At 66.3% G+C, this 19355-nt stretch carries 20 protein-coding genes; 8 read left to right on the forward strand and 12 right to left on the reverse strand.

Annotated elements, in window-relative coordinates; translation table 11 throughout:
- Window positions 1-22: 22 nt before the first annotated feature.
- The 3 genes from VGE27_RS07125 to fabF are packed head-to-tail and all read left to right on the forward strand — an operon-like array spanning window position 23 to window position 2555.
- Window positions 23-739, forward strand: coding sequence for a methyltransferase domain-containing protein (locus VGE27_RS07125; protein ID WP_331048949.1), 717 nt, complete (start codon window positions 23-25; stop codon window positions 737-739).
- The gene (locus VGE27_RS07130) at window positions 736-1299 is read left to right on the forward strand and encodes an SRPBCC family protein (protein WP_331048950.1); all 564 of its coding nucleotides are present in this window, start codon (window positions 736-738) and stop codon (window positions 1297-1299) included. Before VGE27_RS07125 ends, VGE27_RS07130 begins: the two co-directional genes overlap by 4 nt.
- Window positions 1299-2555 (forward strand): beta-ketoacyl-ACP synthase II, encoded by a 1257-nt coding sequence (fabF, locus tag VGE27_RS07135; protein ID WP_331048951.1) that lies wholly within the window; start codon window positions 1299-1301, stop codon window positions 2553-2555. Before VGE27_RS07130 ends, fabF begins: the two co-directional genes overlap by 1 nt.
- A gap of 18 nt (window positions 2556-2573) precedes the next feature.
- On the opposite strand, the gene VGE27_RS07140 is transcribed toward fabF, so the two are convergent.
- The 8 genes from VGE27_RS07140 to VGE27_RS07175 form a co-directional block, all read right to left on the reverse strand.
- Window positions 2574-3110: an inorganic diphosphatase gene (locus tag VGE27_RS07140; RefSeq protein ID WP_331048952.1), complete on the reverse strand. Its 537-nt coding sequence runs from the start codon at window positions 3108-3110 to the stop codon at window positions 2574-2576.
- 17 nt (window positions 3111-3127) lie between these two features.
- Window positions 3128-4123, reverse strand: coding sequence for a porphobilinogen synthase (gene hemB, locus VGE27_RS07145; protein ID WP_331048953.1), 996 nt, complete (start codon window positions 4121-4123; stop codon window positions 3128-3130).
- Window positions 4120-5046 (reverse strand): hydroxymethylbilane synthase, encoded by a 927-nt coding sequence (gene hemC, locus VGE27_RS07150; RefSeq protein ID WP_331048954.1) that lies wholly within the window; start codon window positions 5044-5046, stop codon window positions 4120-4122. Before hemC ends, hemB begins: the two co-directional genes overlap by 4 nt.
- Window positions 5047-5109: 63 nt before the next feature.
- Window positions 5110-5928, reverse strand: coding sequence for a uroporphyrinogen-III synthase (locus VGE27_RS07155; RefSeq protein WP_331048955.1), 819 nt, complete (start codon window positions 5926-5928; stop codon window positions 5110-5112).
- Window positions 5925-6191: a hypothetical protein gene (locus tag VGE27_RS07160; protein ID WP_331048956.1), complete on the reverse strand. Its 267-nt coding sequence runs from the start codon at window positions 6189-6191 to the stop codon at window positions 5925-5927. Before VGE27_RS07160 ends, VGE27_RS07155 begins: the two co-directional genes overlap by 4 nt.
- Window positions 6191-6919 (reverse strand): cytochrome c biogenesis protein CcsA, encoded by a 729-nt coding sequence (gene ccsA, locus VGE27_RS07165; protein ID WP_331048957.1) that lies wholly within the window; start codon window positions 6917-6919, stop codon window positions 6191-6193. The genes VGE27_RS07160 and ccsA overlap by 1 nt, the downstream gene beginning before the upstream one ends.
- Window positions 6920-6930: 11 nt before the next feature.
- The gene (locus tag VGE27_RS07170; protein WP_331048958.1) at window positions 6931-7641 is read right to left on the reverse strand and encodes a heme exporter protein CcmB; all 711 of its coding nucleotides are present in this window, start codon (window positions 7639-7641) and stop codon (window positions 6931-6933) included.
- Window positions 7638-8351 carry an ABC transporter ATP-binding protein gene (locus VGE27_RS07175; protein WP_331048959.1) on the reverse strand — a complete coding sequence of 238 codons (714 nt, stop codon included), beginning with the start codon at window positions 8349-8351 and terminating at the stop codon, window positions 7638-7640. The genes VGE27_RS07170 and VGE27_RS07175 overlap by 4 nt, the downstream gene beginning before the upstream one ends.
- A gap of 220 nt (window positions 8352-8571) precedes the next feature.
- On the opposite strand from VGE27_RS07175, the gene acs reads away from it, so the two are divergent.
- A complete protein-coding gene (acs, locus tag VGE27_RS07180) occupies window positions 8572-10536 on the forward strand; it encodes an acetate--CoA ligase (RefSeq protein ID WP_331048960.1) in 1965 nt (654 codons plus the stop codon).
- A gap of 140 nt (window positions 10537-10676) precedes the next feature.
- Window positions 10677-11087, forward strand: coding sequence for a hypothetical protein (locus VGE27_RS07185; protein WP_331048961.1), 411 nt, complete (start codon window positions 10677-10679; stop codon window positions 11085-11087).
- 11 nt (window positions 11088-11098) lie between these two features.
- On the opposite strand, the gene VGE27_RS07190 is transcribed toward VGE27_RS07185, so the two are convergent.
- On the reverse strand, window positions 11099-11827 hold the full coding sequence (locus tag VGE27_RS07190) for a thioredoxin domain-containing protein (protein ID WP_331048962.1): 729 nt from the start codon (window positions 11825-11827) through the stop codon (window positions 11099-11101).
- A gap of 104 nt (window positions 11828-11931) precedes the next feature.
- Here VGE27_RS07190 and VGE27_RS07195 point away from each other — a divergent pair, with 104 nt between their 5' ends.
- Together VGE27_RS07195 and VGE27_RS07200 are read left to right on the forward strand one after the other, a co-directional pair.
- Entirely contained in the window at window positions 11932-12867 is a 936-nt protein-coding gene (locus tag VGE27_RS07195) for an alpha/beta fold hydrolase (RefSeq protein WP_331048963.1), read from the forward strand.
- Window positions 12868-12979: 112 nt separating this feature from the next.
- A complete protein-coding gene (locus VGE27_RS07200) occupies window positions 12980-13249 on the forward strand; it encodes a hypothetical protein (RefSeq protein WP_331048964.1) in 270 nt (89 codons plus the stop codon).
- A gap of 117 nt (window positions 13250-13366) precedes the next feature.
- On the opposite strand, the gene VGE27_RS07205 is transcribed toward VGE27_RS07200, so the two are convergent.
- A complete protein-coding gene (locus tag VGE27_RS07205; protein ID WP_331048965.1) occupies window positions 13367-13927 on the reverse strand; it encodes a CDP-alcohol phosphatidyltransferase family protein in 561 nt (186 codons plus the stop codon).
- Between the two features lie 158 nt (window positions 13928-14085).
- On the opposite strand from VGE27_RS07205, the gene VGE27_RS07210 reads away from it, so the two are divergent.
- Window positions 14086-15615, forward strand: a complete 1530-nt coding sequence (locus VGE27_RS07210) for a hypothetical protein (RefSeq protein WP_331048966.1) — start codon at window positions 14086-14088, stop codon at window positions 15613-15615.
- Window positions 15616-15642: 27 nt separating this feature from the next.
- On the opposite strand, the gene VGE27_RS07215 is transcribed toward VGE27_RS07210, so the two are convergent.
- Both VGE27_RS07215 and VGE27_RS07220 read right to left on the reverse strand, forming a co-directional pair.
- A complete protein-coding gene (locus tag VGE27_RS07215; protein ID WP_331048967.1) occupies window positions 15643-18303 on the reverse strand; it encodes a pitrilysin family protein in 2661 nt (886 codons plus the stop codon).
- A complete protein-coding gene (locus VGE27_RS07220; protein ID WP_331048968.1) occupies window positions 18300-19355 on the reverse strand; it encodes a tetratricopeptide repeat protein in 1056 nt (351 codons plus the stop codon). Before VGE27_RS07220 ends, VGE27_RS07215 begins: the two co-directional genes overlap by 4 nt.

Below are 19355 nucleotides of genomic sequence, written 5' to 3' on the forward strand. Positions count from 1 at the left end.
ACGATCGCGAGCGATTGTGGGCATGCTGACCCCGGCCCGCCGACGCGGCGAGGAGCTGCTCGATGACCCCGCCGCGGACGGGCAGCTCGCGTTGCGTTCTTTGCGTGACGTATCGCTCGCCAACTTCTGGTTTGGTGGTCGATTCGCCGTGCTGCAGGCGATGCGCCCGGTCTTCCGGCAAACGGCCGCGGGCGGATCCGACGCGCTCACCATCCTCGATCTGGGCACAGGACTGGGTGACATCCCTGCTGCGGTGCAGCGCGCAGGCCGTCGCCGCGGCATTGCCGTGCGCACGGTCGGTCTCGAACGCACCGCACGCATCGCGCACGCCGCCGCGTCCCGTTGCGACATCAGTCTCGTGGCGGACGCCATGCAGCTCCCACTGGCCGATGCCAGCGTGGACGTGGTGATGTGCTCACAGGTGCTGCACCACTTCGAGGGAGAACCAGCGCACCAACTGCTGCGGGAATGCTCGCGCGTGGCCCGACAGGCCGTCATCATTGCCGACCTGCGACGCAGTTGGTTGGCCGTGGGAGGCCTGTGGGCGGGTTCGTATCTGCTGGGCTTTCACCCCGTCAGTCGGCACGACGGGATGCTTTCCGTGCTGCGCGGGTACACCGCACGGGAACTGCAAACACTGGTGCTCAATGCCACCGGATGCACGTCCATCGTTCGCGCATCACCCGGCTTCCGCCTGACCGCCACCTGGCGCCCGTCCCACTCTCCGAGACCTGCATGACTGACGCGTCCGCACGCCGTGGTGCGATGGAAGCTCCGTTCACACTCGAGGCACCGCCACACGACCGACTCGTGGTCACGGTGGATGAACTCGTGGTGCGCGCCCCGGTGCAGGAGATCTTCACCGTGGCAGCCGCCGTCGAGGAATGGCCAGCCCATCTCGCGCACTACCGTCACGTACGATTCCTCGAGCGGCGCACCGATGGCGGTGGCATCGTGGACATGAGTGCCAATCGACCGTTCGGCGTGGCCAACTGGCCCACGTGGTGGCGTTCGCAGATGGCGGTGAACCACGACATCCCCTGGATCCGATTTCGCCACATCGGCGGTGTCACCACCGGCATGGACGTGGAATGGAGTTTCACCCCCGTGGACGGCGGCACGCTTGCACGTATCGTGCACACGTGGAACGGACCGGACTGGCCGCTCATCGCGTCCTTTGCGGCACGTGAGGTGATCGCCCCGGTGTTCGTGCACGGCATTGCCTCCCGAACGTTGGCCGGACTCGCTGCAGTCGCCGAGCGTCAGGCGCAGAAATCCGCAACGTTGGGAGGCCGCTGATGTCACGTCTCCATGAACGCCGTCGGGTGGTACTCACCGGTATCGGCTGTGTCACGCCGATCGGCACGGGCGTAGAAGCACTCTGGTCGGGACTGCAGGCTGAACGTTCTGCCGTCAGCACTGTCACGCGTTTCGAGTCGTCCATCTTCCGCTCACAGTGCGCGGCGCAGGTGGACGACTTCGATGCCACCCGCTGGATCGATCCCAAGCGCGTCAAGCGCCTCGACCGCTTCAGTCAATTCGCGGTGGTGAGCGCCCAACTTGCCGTCGAGGACGCGCAGCTTGATCTCGCATCTGAAGATCGCGAGCGCGTGGGTGCGATGATGGGCACGGCGCTGGGTGGTGTCGGCTACGCCGAGGAACAGGCGGCGCGCTTCCAGCAGTTCGGACTGCGCGGCGTGGATGCGACGCTCGCCCTGGCCGTGTTCGGTGGCTCGGCGAGTTGCAACCTTGCCATCGAGTTTGGTATCAGTGGCCCCAACAGCACCAATGCAATGAGCTGTGCATCGGGCAGCATGGCCATCGGTGAGGCGTTCCGTCAGGTGCGCGACGGTTATGCCGACGTGATGCTCGCCGGTGGCTCCGAGGCACCACTCGCCACACTGTGTTTTGGCGCGTTCGCGCTCATTCGCGCCATGAGCACACGCAACGACGACCCGGCGCATGCCTCCCGCCCGTTCGACCGCGATCGCGACGGGTTCGTGATGGGCGAGGGCGCTTCAGTCCTGGTACTCGAAGAACGTGAGCGAGCGCTGGCACGTGGGGCGCGCATCTACGCGGAGATCATCGGCTACGGCACCACCAACGATGCGCACCACATGACCGCACCGTTGCCATCAGGGGCGCAGGCTGCCCGCTGCATGCGCATGGCGCTGAACGACGCGAGTGTCTCGCCCGAAGACGTGGACTACATCAATGCCCACGGCAGCAGCACGCCGCTCAACGATCCCACAGAAGTCGTGGCCATCCGTAGCGTGTTCGGCGATCACGCCACACGCATCCCCGTATCCAGCACCAAGGGCTATTACGGCCATGCACTCGGCGCGTCCGGCGCGTTCGAGGCCGCGATAAGTGCGCTGGCCCTCGCCAATCAGTGGGTGCCACCCACCGTGGGACTCGAGACCCCCGATCCGGCGTGCGATCTCGACCATGTGCCCGGAGCCGGGCGATCCATTCCCCTGCGCACGGTGATGTCCAACTCATTTGGCTTTGGCGGCATCAACGCGGCCCTCGTGATGAGGGCCGCGGACACCTGACCATCAGCAACGGTCAGTTCAGACGTTGAACGTGTTGTGGTACCGCTGCATGCTGGCCCGGATCACTTCCATCGCTTCTTCGCTCTTCCGCCAGCCGGTGATCTCCATGCGCTTGCCTTCCAGATCTTTGTAGATCAGGAAGAAGTGCTCGACTTCCTTGAGGTAGTGTGGCGACAGGTCGGCGATGTCGAACACGTCATGGAAGTACGGATCATCGGCCGGCACGGCGAGGATCTTGTCGTCCGGCTCGCCCTTGTCGAGCATGCACAACACGCCGATCGGGCGCGCCGAGATCTGGCATCCCGGAAACGTCGGCTCGTTGATCTTCACGAGGATGTCGAGCGGGTCGTTGTCCTCGTGCAGCGTGCGCGGAATGAACCCGTAGTCGCCCGGATAGTGCACGGCCGAGTACAGCACGCGGTCGAGCTTGAAGTGCCCGGTTTCCTTGTCCAGCTCGTACTTGTTGCGCGAGCCGCCGGGGATCTCGATGATGGCCGTGACCTGCTCCGGCGGGTGTGTACCGGCCGGGATGTCATGCCAGGGATTGTGCAGCATGTCGTGCTCCGAGGTGTTCAGCGCCGAGCGAGGTGCGCGGCTGCGTCGAGGGCAAAATAAGTGATGATCATGTCGGCGCCTGCCCGGGCGATGGCCACCAGCGATTCCATCATCGCCCGATCTCCGTCCACCCAGCCACGTTCCGCGGCAGCCTTGATCATCGAATATTCACCGCTGACCTGATAGGCCGCGAGCGGGAGGCCGGTTTCCCGCTTCACCGCCGCGATCACGTCGAGGTAGGCGCCGGCCGGTTTCACCATGACAATATCGGCGCCTTCCTCGATATCGAGACGCACTTCACGCAGCGCCTCGAGGCCATTGGCCGGGTCCATTTGGTAGCTGCGACGGTCACCAAATGCGGGGGTGCTTTCGGCCGCTTCGCGGAATGGGCCGTAAAATGCCGACGCGTACTTGGCCGCATAACTCATGATCGGCACCTGAGTATGCCCCGCCTTGTCGAGCGCCTGCCGCAGATAGGCGACACGATGATCCATCATGTCGCTGGGAGCGATGATATCGGCCCCGGCCTCCGCGTGCGCGAGCGCCTCACGCGCTAACAAATCGAGCGTGGCATCGTTGTCCACATCGCCATTGGGCGTGAGCAACCCGCAGTGACCATGGTCGGTGTATTCGCACATGCACACGTCCGTGATCACGAGCAGGTCGGGGAACGCCTGCTTCACTGCACGCACGGCCGAGGGCACGGGCCCCTGTGGATCCCACGCCGAGCTGCCGGTGGCATCTTTCGTATCGGGGATGCCAAAGAGCAGGATGCCGCCAATACCCGCGGCCACGGCACGCTCGGCGTCACGCAGCAGTTCGTCCACCGAGGTTTGCGACACACCCGGCATGGAGCCGATCGGCGCGCGCAGACCCGTCCCCGAGCGGACGAACAACGGCCAGATGAACTGCGCCGGATGCAACCGCGTCTCGCGCACGAGGCGACGCAACGCTTCGCTGCTACGGAGCCGGCGCATACGTACCGACGATGCCGTGAATGCACGATCGGTCATCGAATATCTCCGAGAATCTGGTCGCCACCGGCGGCGCGCAGCTGCCGCGCCAGCTCGATGCCAGCCGCAGCCGGGTCGGTGTGATCAACTGGAATGCCACCACGCACCGCCGCCGATCCATCGAGCGCCACGATGACGGCATGCAGGATGGTGCCATACTCCGGCTCTTCCAGCACGGCCGCGCCAATCGGCACCTGACATCCGCCCTCGAGTGCGGCCAGCAACGCACGCTCCGCGGTGACGGCTACGCGCGTCGGTCCATGATCGAGCGCAGAAAGGATGGTGAGCAAGGCCTGGTCCGCGGCGCGTGCCTGCACTGCGATGGCTCCCTGCCCCGGAGCACTCAGCCAATCGGGCGCGTCGAGATAGGCCACGATGCGATCGGCGAGCCCGAGGCGATGCAAACCCGCCGCCGCCAGCAACGCCGCATCCACCTGCCCTTCGTCGAGCTTGCGCAGTCGCGTGCCCACATTGCCCCGCAGTTCACACACCTCGAGGTCACCGCGCCGCGCCTGCAACTGCGCGCGGCGGCGCAGCGACGACGTGCCAACGCGCGCGCCTTCGGGCAGCGTATCGAGACTGTTCGCATCGATGCCCGCACGCACCACCAGTGCATCGCGCGGATCTTCGCGCTCGAGCAATGCCACCACGATGATGCCCTGTGGGTCGGCGGTGGGCAGATCCTTGAGCGAATGCACCGCGCAGTCGATACGGCCAGCCAGCAGGTCGGCTTCGAGCTCGGCGGTGAACAGCCCCTTTTCACCGATAGCGGACAGCGGGCGGTCGAGGATGCGATCGCCCAGCGTGGTGTATTCCACCAATTCACTGGGCACGCCGCGGGCTTCGAGCTGGGCGGCCACCTGCCGCGCCTGACGCAGTGCGAGTTCCGAACTGCGGGTACCGATACGGACGGGAACAGTCATCCCCAAAACTAGGCGACTCCGCAGCCGTCGTGCACGCGGAATCGTACGGAGGTCATCCCGGGTTCAGTGCGGTCTGCCGGCAGCCGGCGTGGTGTACGCCTGCACGATGCTACGCACCCAGCCTTCCACCGTGGGGGCCGTGCTCTCCACTTTCACCGGGAAGCCGGCGATGCGCGCGGCCCGCGCCGTCACGGGGCCGATACAGGCTACCGGCAGGCGACTCGCCCGCTCGGGAGGCAGCGCGTCGAGCAGAGCGTCCATGGCACTGGGCGCGGCGAGCGTTACCAGATCCACGGCCCCCGACTCCACCAGCTCCAGCATGCGTTGCTGCCCCGCGCTGTCTGGCACCGTGTGATAAACGGGCACCACATCGACCAGTGCGCCGAGCGCCCCCAGTCCGTCGGGAAGTACATCGCGCGCTCCGCCGGCCGCGGGATACAGCACCCGCGAACCCTCCACATCCGAGCGCGAGGCCATCTCGTCGAGCACACCTTCCGCCTGCATGCGTTCGGGCTGCACCGTGGGCAGGCGCCATCCCTGCGCTTCACACGCCGCCGCCGTGGTGCTGCCCACCACCGCCAATCGACGCGACGCCATCACGTCGGACAGGCCGAGCTCACGCACCGCTTGCGCCAGTCGGTCCACCGCGTTCACGCTGGTGAGCAACACCCAGTGATAGCGCGCCAGATCGCGCAGTGCGGCGTGCAGCGGCGCGACATCGAGCGACTCGATGCGCGTGAGCGGAATCTCATGCACCGTGGCACCCACGCGGCGTAGTGCATCAGCCAACGGCCCGCCTCGCTGCGCGGTCCGCGTCACGGCAATGCGCACACCCGCCAGCAACGATGCCATCGGGGTGGCATGATCACGCGGTGCGATCACCGGCGGTCGCCACCGCCCGAATTGAGCGCATCGAGCTGCCGCTTGCTGTGCGCGATGCGCCGCACCATGAGCGCGATGTATCCAGCGTAGCACAGCAGTGCAACGACGTATCCGGCGTACATGTACGACGAAGTATCCGGCGGGCCGCTGCGCTGTGTCACGTACGCAACCTTGCCCGCAGTATCCTGCGGCGCACCGTGACCCGAGGCCGTTCCTGCAGCAGCGGCCGAGTCCTGCAGCATGGCAACAGAGTACAGGAACATCAGGCAGTCTCCAGCGCCGTGACGGCATTGCGCAGGCCGGCCCAACGGAACCGGATGCGCAGCAGGGCGAAGAACAGCATCAGAAACGCCAGATTGGCCCACAGGAACGTGGTGAGCATTTCCGGCGGCAACGACGGTGCTTCGGGCTTGAGCACCACCGGACCGGGGTGCATACCGCGGAACAGGCGCACCGTGAGATGCACGAACGGCACCAGCAACACAGCGAGTCCACCCATGACGGCAGACAGGCGCGCCCGGCTTTCCGGTGTCTCCACCGCGCCACGCAACACGAGATAACCCAGCACCATCAACCACAGGAACACCGTGGACGTGATGCGCGCTTCCCAGACCCACCAGGTGCCCCAACTCGTGCGCGCCCAGATCGGTCCCGTCACCAGCACCAGTCCCATGAACAACAGCCCCACTTCCGCACTGGCTTCAGCGAGGCGGTCAAGGCGCTCGTCCTTGATCCACAGGTAGCCCAGGCTGGAGATGGCCAGCAGCGGGCATGCGATATAGAGCCCGCCGATCGCGGCCGGCACATGCACATAGAAGATCTTCTGCGCCGCGCCAAGCATCGCGTCCACCGGCGTGAACCAGATGGCGCGCACGCACACCGCGATCACCGCAATCAGCGCGACCGCGAGGAACGCATCGATCCCCTTCACCGATCGCCAGTCGGGCGTTGGCGCGGAAGTCACCGGACTCGCCGGCGGGTGGGTGGCCATGACTCGAACCTCTACTCCTCGATCGTGAACGGAAAGACCACGATGCACGCCGAGACGAACATCAGGTCGAACGCGAGCAACAGCTTGAACCACTCCATGGCGCTGCTGAGCGGTAGTCCGCGCAGCACCACCGACGACGCCTGCGCCGCCGGAATCACCAGTGGTACGAAGAACGGCAGCGTCATCATCGGCAACAGCAACTCGGCCAGCCGCGTGTTGGCCGCGATGGCCGCAAACAGCGTCCCCACCGCCGACAACCCCAACGCCGCCAGCAGCACGATGCCGATCAACACCCCCCAGGCTCCGCCGATCTCGAGGCCGAAGAACAATGCGACCGCGGGAATGGCCAGGGCCTGAATGGCCGACACGAACACGAAGTTGGCCAGCACCTTCCCCACGAAGATCGATTCGCGCGCCACCTGCGACGCCAGCAATCCGTCGTAGGCGCGCTCGGCGAGCTCCAGGGAAAAGGAGCGGTTGAGCCCCAGCAGGCCGGAGAAGGTGAAGATCACCCAGAGGACCCCGGGCGCGAGGTCCATGGCAGGAATGGCCGTGGGATCCCAGGTGAACCGGAAGATCGCCACGGCCAGTACTGCAAAGACGGTTGCCGCGAGAAAAGCGCTGCGCGTCCGGAACTCGATCAGCAGATCCTTGCGGGCAATGCGCCAGGCGTCCGCCAGAAAGGCCGGCGCGCGGTGAGCGGTCGTCGCCGGATCCGTCACGCGATGGCCTCGTGCACCAGGTTGCGGTACAGCGCCTGAAAGCGCGGCAGGTCGAATCCGCCGTTCTCCGCGCGCTCTTCGTGCACGATGCGCCCGTCTTGCATGATCGCCGCGCGGTCACCCATCATCAGCCCCTCGGTGAGGTTGTGGGTGATCAACACCAGCGTGGCGCCCGACGCCTTGAGTTCCCGCAACGCCTCGGTGAAGACCAGAGCACCCACTTCATCGAGGCCCGTGTACGGCTCGTCGAGCAGCACCAGGCGCGGGCCATGCACCAAGGCGCGCGAAATCGAGACGCGCTGCTGCAGACCACGGCTCAGGTAGCGTACGGCTGTCTCCGCCCGATCGAGCACGCGCAGTTGTTGCAACACGCGCGTGGTCGCCGCATCGGCGTCGATAACGCCCTGGCATTCAGCGGCGAAACGCACGTTCTCGCGCACCGTCAGCGCCGGATAGAGCATGGCGTGGTGACTGATCAGCCCCACCAGGCGCCGCGTGGCCGATGGCCCCGGCAGCAGGGTGCCATGCAGCGTCGTTCGACCACGTGTGGGGCGCAGCAGTCCGCCCAGCAGGCGCAACAGGGTGGTCTTTCCCGCGCCATTCGGGCCGAACAGTGCCAGACACTCGCCGTCCGAGAGACGCAGCGAGACATCGTTCACGGCCTTTCGCGCGCCAAAGGCGCGTACCAGACCCTCTGCCACCAGGGCCACGTCACCTTCCCCGTCTGCCGACCTATTGGCAGATGAGTCCGCGACACCTGTCGCAGCGGTTCCGTGCGGGATTGGCATCGCTCTACATTAGCGGGACACGCGGCTGGCCGCGACACGACTCGCCCTCTGCCGGACGTCCCTTGCACGCGCGCGGGACCGACCGCTCCGGGCATCCTTCCTGGCTTCCTTTCCGCGCCGGCTGCCCCGGCCTTCCGAGCCCATGAGCGACATCGACGTCCTGTTGCAGGAAACACGCACGTTTCCGCCCTCCGAAGAATTCCGCGCCGGTGCCTGGGTGCGCGACCACGCGCTGCATGAGGCGGCCGCCGCCGATCCCGTGGGCTTCTGGTCCAGAGAGTCTGAAGCGCTCGATTGGATGACGCCCTGGGAGACGGCGCTCGAATGGGAGCCACCGCGCGCCAAGTGGTTCCAGGGTGGCACGCTCAACGCCTCGGTGAACTGCGTCGACCGCCATGTGCATGGTCCGCGCCGCAACAAGGCCGCCCTGATCTGGGAAGGGGAGCCGGGAGACCGCCGCACCTTCACCTACTGGGACCTGTACCGCGAAGTGAATCTCGCGGCCAACATGCTCAAGAAACTCGGTGTGGGCCGTGGTGATCGTGTCGCGATCTATCTGCCCATGATCCCCGAAGCCGTGATCGCCATGCTCGCCTGCGCGCGCATCGGCGCCATTCACACGGTGGTATTCGGCGGCTTCTCGCCGGAGTCGCTGCGTGACCGTATCAACGATTGCGGCTGCAAGCTGCTCATCACCGCCGATGGTGGTTCGCGTCGCGGTCAGATGGTACCGCTCAAGCGCAACGCGGACGTCGCACTCAAGGAGTGCCCGACGATTGAGAACGTGCTCGTCGTGATGCGCCGCCGCAGCGGAGTGGGCGACGAGACATTCGCCGAAATGCAGGAAGGCCGCGACCATTGGTGGCACCGTCTCAAGCGTCAGGTGCCGCGGTACTGCGAGCCCGAGGCGATGGACGCCGAGGATGTGCTGTTCGTGCTGTACACGTCAGGCACCACCGGCAAGCCGAAGGGCATCGTGCACACCACCGGTGGCTATCTCACCGGCGTGGCTACCACGACCAAGTACACCTTCGACCTCAAGGAAGAGGATGTGTACTGGTGCACCGCCGACATCGGCTGGATCACTGGACACTCGTACCTCGTGTACGGTCCGCTCGCCAACGGCGCCACGTGTGTCATCTACGAAGGCGCGCCCGACTGGCCGGACAAGGATCGTTTCTGGCAGATCTGCGAGCGCTATGGCGTCACCATTCTGTATACGGCCCCCACGGCCATCCGCGCCTTCATGAAGTGGGGCGTGGACTACGTGAAGAAGCACGACCTTTCGCAACTGCGCGTGCTGGGTTCGGTGGGTGAACCCATTAACCCCGAAGCTTGGATGTGGTATCACGAAAACATCGGCGATGCGCAGTGCCCCATCGTCGACACGTGGTGGCAGACGGAAACGGGTGCCATCATGATCACGCCGTTGCCGGGTGTCACCACCACCAAGCCGGGTTCCGCCACGACGCCGTTCCCTGGCATTCGCACCGCCCTGCTCGACGCGGCCGCGAACGAAGTGAAGGTGGGCGGCGGCCTGCTCGCCATCACGCACCCGTGGCCCAGCATGCTGCGCACCATCTGGGGCGACGACCAGCGTTACGTCGACACGTACTTCTCCAAGTGGCCCGGCCGCCCCGATCTTTACTTCCCGGGCGACGGCGCCAAGCTCGATGAAGACGGCTACCTCTGGATCCTTGGCCGCGTCGACGACGTGCTGAACGTGTCCGGGCACCGCATCGGCACGATGGAAGTGGAGAGCGCCCTGGTGGACCATCCATCGGTGGCGGAAGCTGCCGTCGTGGGGAAGCACCACGATCTCAAGGGTCAGGCCATCGCCGCGTTCGTAACCCTGCGCGCCGGGTTCTCTCCCAGCGGCAGCCTGCGCGACGAACTGCGCGATCACGTCGCCCAGAAGATCGGTGCACTGGCCCGGCCGGACGACATCCTGTTCAGCGCCGACCTCCCCAAGACGCGGTCCGGCAAGATCATGCGGCGCCTGCTGCGCGACATCGCAGAAGGCCGGGCGCTGGGCGATACGACGACGTTGGCCGATCCGTCCGTCGTGGCCTCACTCAAGGACCAGTACGAGGCCCAGGAGTCGTAGTCGCCGGACTGGTACGTTGGCCCCGTGGTACTCGCGGCGCCGTATCGGGTACAAATCACCCGGAACGGCGCCGCGCTTCATTTCCGGTGATTCCCGTCACGGCACGAAACTCGTCCGCGTGGCATTTCGTCAGTACCCATATGTCGATCCTGAACAAGCTCTTTCCGGAAACCCTCTTCCCTCGCAAGCTCTCGGCAGAAGCCGAGCAGCGGCTGCGCCTTGTGCAGGCGCGTGCGGAAGAGTCGCTCATTCGCACACACGTCGAAAACGCGCTGCTCTTCGTGGACACGCTGGCCACTGACGTGGGCTACGAGCGCGCGCTCGACATTTACGTGCGGGAGATGGGTGTCCCGGAACCGCTCGCCTCGGTGGTGGCCACGCGTGCACTGGTGGCGTTGGGCGAGGCGCTGGTCCCCCATGCCGAAGACCCGTCGGCTGGCGGAGCGCCCGGGCACGCGGCGACCGGCACGAATGCAAACGGCACCGCCGAGGCGGTGCCGATGCCGGAACTGCGTCTGGATGAAGCGCAGGCCCGCCGTCGGCGGGCCTGACACGTCGTTCGTTACTTCTTGGTGGTATCGGCAGCCGGCGCCGGTGTCGTGGCCGGCAACGTGGCGCGGATCGAGTCGACGATCTGTTTGAGCTGATCGGCCGTCGGAGCCGGCGAATAGACCTTGTTGCCGATGATGATCGTCGGCGTGCTGTTCACACCACGCTCGCTGCCCGCAGCGGCATTCGCCTGAATCTGGGCGAGGTTGCGCTGCGAGTCGTAGCACTCGCCGAACTTGGTGGCGTCGAGACCCAGCTTGCTGACGTAACCGTCAAACAGCTTCCGCGGATTGCCGGTGGCCTGCGAGTTCCAGTCGTACTGGCCTTCGAACAGCAGGTCGTGGTATTCCCAAAACTTGCCCTGCTCGTTGGCGCAGGACGCGGCGAGGTGCGCGGCCAGCGTGTTGCGGTGAATGGACGTCAGCGGGAAATCGTAGAAGCGGAAGTTGGCGAGCCCCGTTTCCAGCACGCGCTTGCGGAGATCGGGTTCCTGCACGGTGGCGAACTGGCCGCAGCCCGGGCACTCGAAGTCGGCAAACTCGATGATGGTGATGGGCGCATTGGGATCGCCGTACAGGTAGCCCTGCGCCTGCGGCAGCGGGGTTCCCGGTGCGAGCTCGATGGGGGCCGGCTTGCTGTTCTTCATGGCCGTCCAGATGCCGGCACCGCCGGCCACAAGCACCACCAGAATCACCGCCAGAAATGCCGTGTTGGACTTCTTTTTGGGGCTGGGCTTTGCCACTCGTTCTCCTCGTCGTCCGGCCAGGGGCCGGTGGGTCCAGGGGTGCACTGCGAAGCTGGTGAGGAAGCTACCCGCCCGACCGTTCCCTACGCTATCCTGCCATCGTGTACACGGAGCATCTGCACATCCCTGTCGGTGTGGGCACCCTCCACGTCGAGCGCCGTGGTCGTGGCGGTCCGGCGATCGTGCTCCTGCACGGGTTTGCCACCTGCGCCTTCCTGTGGCGTGATGTGGCGCCACGGCTGGCCGCTGCCGGATTCACCACCGTCGCCATCGACCTGCTGGGACACGGCGAATCGGATCGACCGGACGACGCACCGTACAGCCCGAGCGCCCAGGCGGACTATGTCGATCGCGCCCTGACGGCGCTGCGCCTGGGTGACGTGACCGTGGTGGCGCAGGATGCGGGCGCTCTGGCGGCGGCCCTCCTGGCCAGCCACCGCCCGTCGCGCGTGCGTTCGCTGTTCCTGGTGGAACCACCGGACCCCGAAGAACTCCCGGGCCCCATGATCCGCGCCATGCAGCGCAGCTCCGCATTGACTGCGCTCAGCGCGAATGCCCTGTTCGGGGCGCGCCCACTGCTCGAGCCGTGGGTGCTGGAGCGCCTGGGAGACGCGCAGGAGCCCGATCGACTGCTCGCCCGGTATCTGGCCCCGTTTGTGGGCAGCAATGGCGCAGCGGAGCTGTTGCAGCTCGCCAGCCATGTCGTCTTCACCGACACAGAGCGGCGTCAGCTCGTCGACGTCGCGGTGGAGACCACACTGTGGCTCGGACGGGGTGACCCGACGGGCGCATCCGCGGTTGTCACTCCGGAGACCGCGAAGTCGATGTCGATGCCCCATACGACGGGCACGCGCGAGCTTCTCGACCGCTGGTCGGCACTTCTCCCGTCGTCACGCGTGCAGGCACGGGTGACCGCGACGCCGCCCGGGTCCCTGGTCGCCGAGGTCGCCGCCAAAGCACTGGCGGAGGCGATTCACCAGTTCGTCGAACCGGAGCCCGCCACAACGGCGCCAGCGAACGACGGCGGAACTGCGTAGCATGACAGCTGCCCTCGCGGGCAGCCCTAGGAAGTGGTTCTCTCATCGGTTAGATTTTTGTGGCTATCCCGGAGTCGCCGGGCGGCCCAGTTGGACGCATTACCCAGAGGAAATGGCCAAGCCGAAGCTTCGTCCGCGTCGTGACGCCATGGTGCCTTCGCCGTATCAAGAGGCCCGTGACGAGCTGTTCCAGCAGATCATGCAGTGCGGTGTGATCGGGTGTCATCCCGAAGACCAGAAAGAGTGGTTCGACGCCACCATGGTCTACCTGTCGAATCGGTACCCGGAGCTGAAGGCTCCCGAGTTCACCGAACTTCGCACGTTGGGCGAGCGCTTTGCGCAGCCCACCAAGAAGCAGGTGCAGGAAGCCGCTGCCGTCTGAACGGCAACATCGCACGCTCGCTGGACCAGTGTACGATACGCCGCACGATCAGCAGCTCGTATCGCAGCACGTTGTGCAGTGACAAGCGCCTCCCATCATGGGGAGGCGTTTGTCGTTTCAGGGGCGATCACCCTGATGATCACCGCGCACACGCTCGCGCCAGAGCATCAGCGTGTAGTCCACAGTGGCCACCACGCCAAGCACCGCCACCACGATCACGAGCGGATTCACCCAGCGCGGCGCGAGCAGTACGGCGATGAACGTGGCCAGTTGAAAGACCGTCACCAGCTTGCCCACGATGCGGGCCTGGAAGGTGATGGGGCGCAGCCAGCTCACCCGCCGCGCCACGAACCAGCCGATCACCGACATCACATCGCGAAACATGATCGCCACGGCCTGCCAGGCAGCGAGCTGCCCGCCGATGACGTAGCTGATCACGACGCCCAGAACAAACAGGCGATCGGCAATGGGATCGATCAGGGCCCCGATACGGGATGCCGCTTGTGTGCGGCGCGCGATCCATCCGTCGAGGAAGTCCGTGATGGATGCCAGGCCGATCAACGCGAGACGCACCGGCACCGCATCGACTGCGACAAAGCCGATGGCCAGTGCCACGCGGGACGTGGACACGATATTGGGAAGCGTCAGCACTCGGGACGCATCGGACGCACGGGCCATGGTGGAAACTATGCCCGGCACACCGTCCGGCGACAGGCGCCGCGGGTGCGGTGCACCGACGTCAGCCTTCCAGCGCGCGGCATGTCATTCCCAAGTGTGACAGAAGCAGCAACCTGCGGGGTGTCAGCCACGCACGGCGCGCGTTAACGTGCCGGAACATGTGGACTGATCCGCTTCCGTTGGTAGTCATTGGCATCGCTGCCGCCGTGCTCGCATGGGACGTCACGCTGGCCGGCTGGATCACGACGCGGCGTGAAGCCCCGCGTCTCTTCACGCAGCTCACCGCATTCTGCGGGTTGCTCGTGGTGCCGGCGCTCGTGGTCAGCGTGGCAGCTGGTACCGAGGCAGGCGCACGCACCATTTCCGGCATCACCTGGCTGCAGCCGCTCGTCGCGGTGGCGTTCGTGGTCCAGGTGCTGTATGCCGTGGGCATCCGGCTGGTGTCCCCGGTCGTCGGTATTCCCATCCTGTTGTACGACTTGCTGCTCGCCGCGGTCGCCATTGGCGACTATCTCGTGGCACAGCGTGGCAGTGCCCCTGTCGCGCTTCAGGCCGCCGTCTCAGCGCGCGACGTGATCGTCGGCATGGGTGTGGGTCGCGCCGCGTTGCTGTCGTCGCTCACGGCGCTCGTGCCCATGCTGGCCCCGGCCTATCCCGCACGCTGGCGTATCTCGGCAGCCGTGCGTGCAGTGCTCGTGCTGGCGGCAGTCGCACTGACCACGCTGCTCGCGATGGAATGGCCACGCGGTGTGGCCGCCGTGCGCAGCTACGATGCCGCCATCGCCGAGCCGATGCAGGCGCGCCCGCGCGGTGACTTCCTGATCGGCGTGCGCTTCCTGCCGGTGCTCGACGGCGTGCCGCTCGCGCGGACCGTACGCAGCGACACCGCGCTGTTCGGCGCGTTTGCTCCCGATGTGGTGCTACTCGTGCTCGATGACGAAGGCACCCGCCCCGCAGCGCTCGATTCCATTGCCCGCGTACTGGAGCCGTGGCGTGTGGACAGCGCATCAGGCGACACCCTGCGCATTGCGGTGGGGCTGCGGATTGGCCGGCAGGCGCCGGTGGCGGGCGACGTTCAGCGAGTGCGGGCCGTGGGGCGTGTGCTCGAGCGTCTGCGTCCCGATGTGATCTTCCCGGCCCTGCCCGATCCGGTACCGTCGTGGCTTGGCGCCACACCACCGACGCTCGCGTGGTGGCAAGTCACGCTGCGGCAGACGGCGCAGGAAGTGCGCCGCGTGCGTCCGCGCACCCATGTGGGGTGGAGTGCGACACGACTCGATGTCACCGATAGTGCGGTGTATGCATGGGCCGCCGGCAACGGGTCACCAGTCACACTGCTCGGCGCCGTGGCCTTTCCCGGATTCTCCGGACTGCCCGCCGTGGATGCGCGGCTGCGCGCGTTCGAGCGTTGGCACGCGCAGGCGCTTGCCGCCGGTGGCGCGCAGCAACCGCACTGGCTCACCACGGTTGGTGGACTGCCGCACGCCCACGGCGATGCCGCACAGGTGGCGGCCATTCGCCGCGCACTCGCGTGGGGATCTCGGCGGGACTGGATTGGTGCCGCGATCGTGGGCGAACCCGCCGACTACGATGGCTGGGTGGGACTGCGCGCCTCGAACGGGCGCATTCGCAGCGCGATGACATCACTGGGCCTCGCATCACGCCGCATGCGCGAAGTGCGTCGTTAGTGCGCAGTCACGCGCGCGCCTGTCCCGTTACGGCGCGCGCCCTGTGCCCTGCACCAACCCTTCGGCTTCGAGTCCCGGCTGCAGGTAGCGCTGTGCGAGCTGCAACACATCGGCGCCTGTCACCGCCGCAAGGCGCGCGGTCTCTTCGTGGCGCTCGTGCAGCCCCTCGCCGAACAGCCACGCATCCACCAGATCACCCAGCACCGTGCCGCCGGATTGCTGCGCAATGGCCTGCGTACCGATCAGGTAGTTCCGCGCACGCGTGAGTTCCTCTTCCGACGGCTCGGCATCACGGAACTTCGCGAATTCGCGCATCAGCCCTTCACGCGCTTCATCTTCCCGTTCGGGCGACGTGGCGATGTATGCGGCAAACGCACCACCAGCCCGACGCTCCACGGGAAACGCACTCACGGTATAAGCCAACGACTGCACGTCACGCAGCTGTTCGAAGAACCGACCACCGAGGCCGCTCGCAATCGCCGATAGCACCCGTGCGGCGTAACGTGCCGGGTCATTGCGCCCCGGGCCAGGAAACAGCAACGCCAGTGCCGACTGCTGCTTGGCGCGGCTATCGCGCGCGGCAACACGACCAACTGGCCAGGGCAACACCGGCAACGGCGAATCGTCCACCTGATGCAGCGCATGGAAATGTGTGCGGCACAACGCGGCAACCTCTTCGGGATCGACATCACCCACCACGGCAATCACCGTCGGCGCACGCAGCACGTGCCGCGCGTGCCAGGTCACCACGTCATCGCGCCCCAATGCGGCCAGCGATGTCTCGCTGCCAATCACCGATCGGGCGTACGGATGCTCACCGTAGGCAGCCGTGACCGCGAGACGCATCGGCCAGCGATACATGTCATCACGTACGCGGGCCACTTCGGCCAAGGCCAGGGCCCGTTCTGTTTCCACGCCGTCCACTGGGAACGCGGGATGCTGCACCACGTCACCCAGCAACTCGAGCGCCACAGGTACGTGTCGCGTGGGCACCGACATCGACCAACCCACACTCTCCAATCCCGCCGACACGCCGATACTGCTGCCGAGTGATTCGGCGGCTTCAGCGATCTGCGCACCGCTTCGCGTGGCGGTGCCCTTGAGCATCGACTGCGCGGTGAGTCGCGCCAGCCCTTCGCGTTGGGGTGCATCGAGCACCGCACCACCACGCAGGAACACACCGAAGTGCACCAGCGGTGCACCGGGCTTCGGCACGACCAGGATGGGTACACCGGTCGCGGTGCGCGACACCCACACATCGCCCTGCATTTCGCTTGGTGCGGTGGCCGACACCAGGACTTCCTGTGCAGGCGTCACCACGGGGGCAGCCGGCGTCGAGAGCACTTCGCTGCCCATCGCCGCCTGAACGGCGAGCATGCTGCGCAGCGCCTCCACATTCTCAGCCACGGCTTCGCTGCCATCGGGCCGGTACGACACCATGCTCACCTGTTCCGGCGCGAGATGGCGCTGCATGGCCTCCTGCACTGCGCGTGCATCGAGCGACAGCAGGGTGTCGTAGTACTGCGACGCCACGGCCAGTCCGCCATCGGCCTCCCACGACGCGAGGTATTGGGCCTGTCCGTCCATGCTCTCCAATCGGCGCAGCCAGCGCGCCTCGAGGATGCGCTGTGCCCGGGCCACTTCTTCCGCCCGCAGACCGTCTGTGCGCGCGGCCTGCAGCTCACGCCACACCGCGCGTGCCGCATCACGCGCCTGATCAGACGGCGACTCCGCGTGCGCAACGAACACACCCACATCACCGCTGGTGTAGTTCCACGCCGACACGGAGCTCGCGAGCTGTCGCTCGCGCACCGCGCGATACAAACGGGAAGCGCGCCCCGTGCCGAGCACCACGCCGGCCAGATCGAGTGCCGGCGCGTCGTCGTGCGTCAGTGCGGGCACGCGCCAGCCGAATGCGATTTGCTGCTGCGCGATATCGCCCGCCCACTCCCGATGCCGCAAACCCGGCAGTACGGTCTCCTGCGGGCCGGCAGGACGCGGCGGCGCACCGGCCGCCAGCTGTCCGTGACGCGCCATCACTTCCCGCAACACCACGTCCGGATCGACGTCGCCGACCACAGACAGAATGGTGTTCCCGGGCTGATACCAATGCCGGTAGAAGCCCACCAACTGGTCACGCGAGAAGGTACGCAATGCGTCTTCTTCACCCATGCGCCAGCGACGGATGCGATGATGATCGTACAGCAGCGCGTACAGTGATTCGATGGTCACCGCAGAAGCGGTATCCCGCTTGCGCTTGACCTCCTGAATGATGACCTCGAGTTCCCGTGCGAGCTCGCCGGCATCGATGACGGAGCGGGCATACGCATCGAACTGAATCTCGAGTCCAGCCACAAACGACGACGACGGCAGCACCGTGTAGTAGCTGGTGTGGTCGTAGATCGTGTGGGCGTTGAGATAGCCGCCATTGGCCTTCGTCTCGCGCGCGATCTCACCCACACCACGCGTCGGCGTGCCCTTGAAGTACATGTGCTCGAGCACATGTGCGATACCAACCTGATCGTCGGTCTCGTCGAAGTAACCGGCCTTCACGTGCGTGACGATCGACACGACGGGCGCCGAACGGTCCCGACGCACCAACACCGTCAGGCCATTCGGCAGGACGGTGCGGATGGTTTCGGTGTGCAAGGCCAGCGCCTCACTCGGGCGCGGCGGACTGATGGTCATCGGCGCGGAGAAATCGGATATGGTGATGGCATGACCGGAGGCGCCGGCATCGACGCGAGACACTGCTGCCATTCACCCGGCCCGGCACGCTGGATCCAGCGCGGAGCCTCGTCGAATCGGCCCAGCCGCACGAGTGCACAGCCCAGAAAACCCTGCGCCATGCGATCCTCGGGATCGAGCTGAATCGCACGCACATAGAATCGACGCGCAATTTCCGGTTGCCCATCAGCCAGCATGATGCCGGCGAGTTCGCGGGCAGCCACAGCGCTTTCCGGCGCGAGGCGCACGGCATTGGTGAGGAACGTGCGGGCACGTCCGAGGTCGCCATCTTCACGCGTGATACGACCCAGATAGATCAACGGCCGCGCATCGTCAGGACGTTCCATCGCGAGACGCGCAAACGTGGATCGTGCCACTTCACGCGAACCGCGCTGGTACGCCGTCACCGCATCGGCCAGTTCGCGCTCCGGCTTGCCGGTCGTGAACCACCACGCGGCCACGCCACCGAGTGCCACCAGCAGCACACCTGCGCCAACGGCCGGCCACAACCAGCGTCGCCGCGGCCGGTGGTCGTCCGCACCGACAAACGGCGGCGGAGCACTCGATGCCGCCGCTGGCGATCCAAACGTCGCACCCGCTGAAGCATTCGCACCAGGCGCCCAGGACGGCTGTGCGGCCGACGTTGGCGGTGTGCCGGCGGGCGCCGATCCATAAGCTGATGCATAGCTGGAAATCGGGGCTTCGGGGATGGCATGCTCCAGCGCCATCCAAGCCTCACGGACCAGAATGCGTTCTGCCTCGTTCTCTGCCAGACCGGTGGATCGATCGGCCCATGCCGCCAGTGCAACCAACGCATGGGCGTCGGCGAGATTGATCAGGCCGAGCTGACGGACTTCCGACACCAGCGCCTGACCCGTGAGTTCGGGCCGGCCAATGACACTCTGCAACACGCCTTGGGCGGACTGCCAGAGTTGGGGCGCCGTATGTCGATCGGACGCGGCGAAAATGCCGCGCGCCGCATCGAGCGCCGCCCGAGCGGAGTGCGCGGACAT

Origin of the sequence: Gemmatimonas sp., assembly GCF_036405635.1 — a bacterium.
Lineage (GTDB): Bacteria > Gemmatimonadota > Gemmatimonadetes > Gemmatimonadales > Gemmatimonadaceae > Gemmatimonas.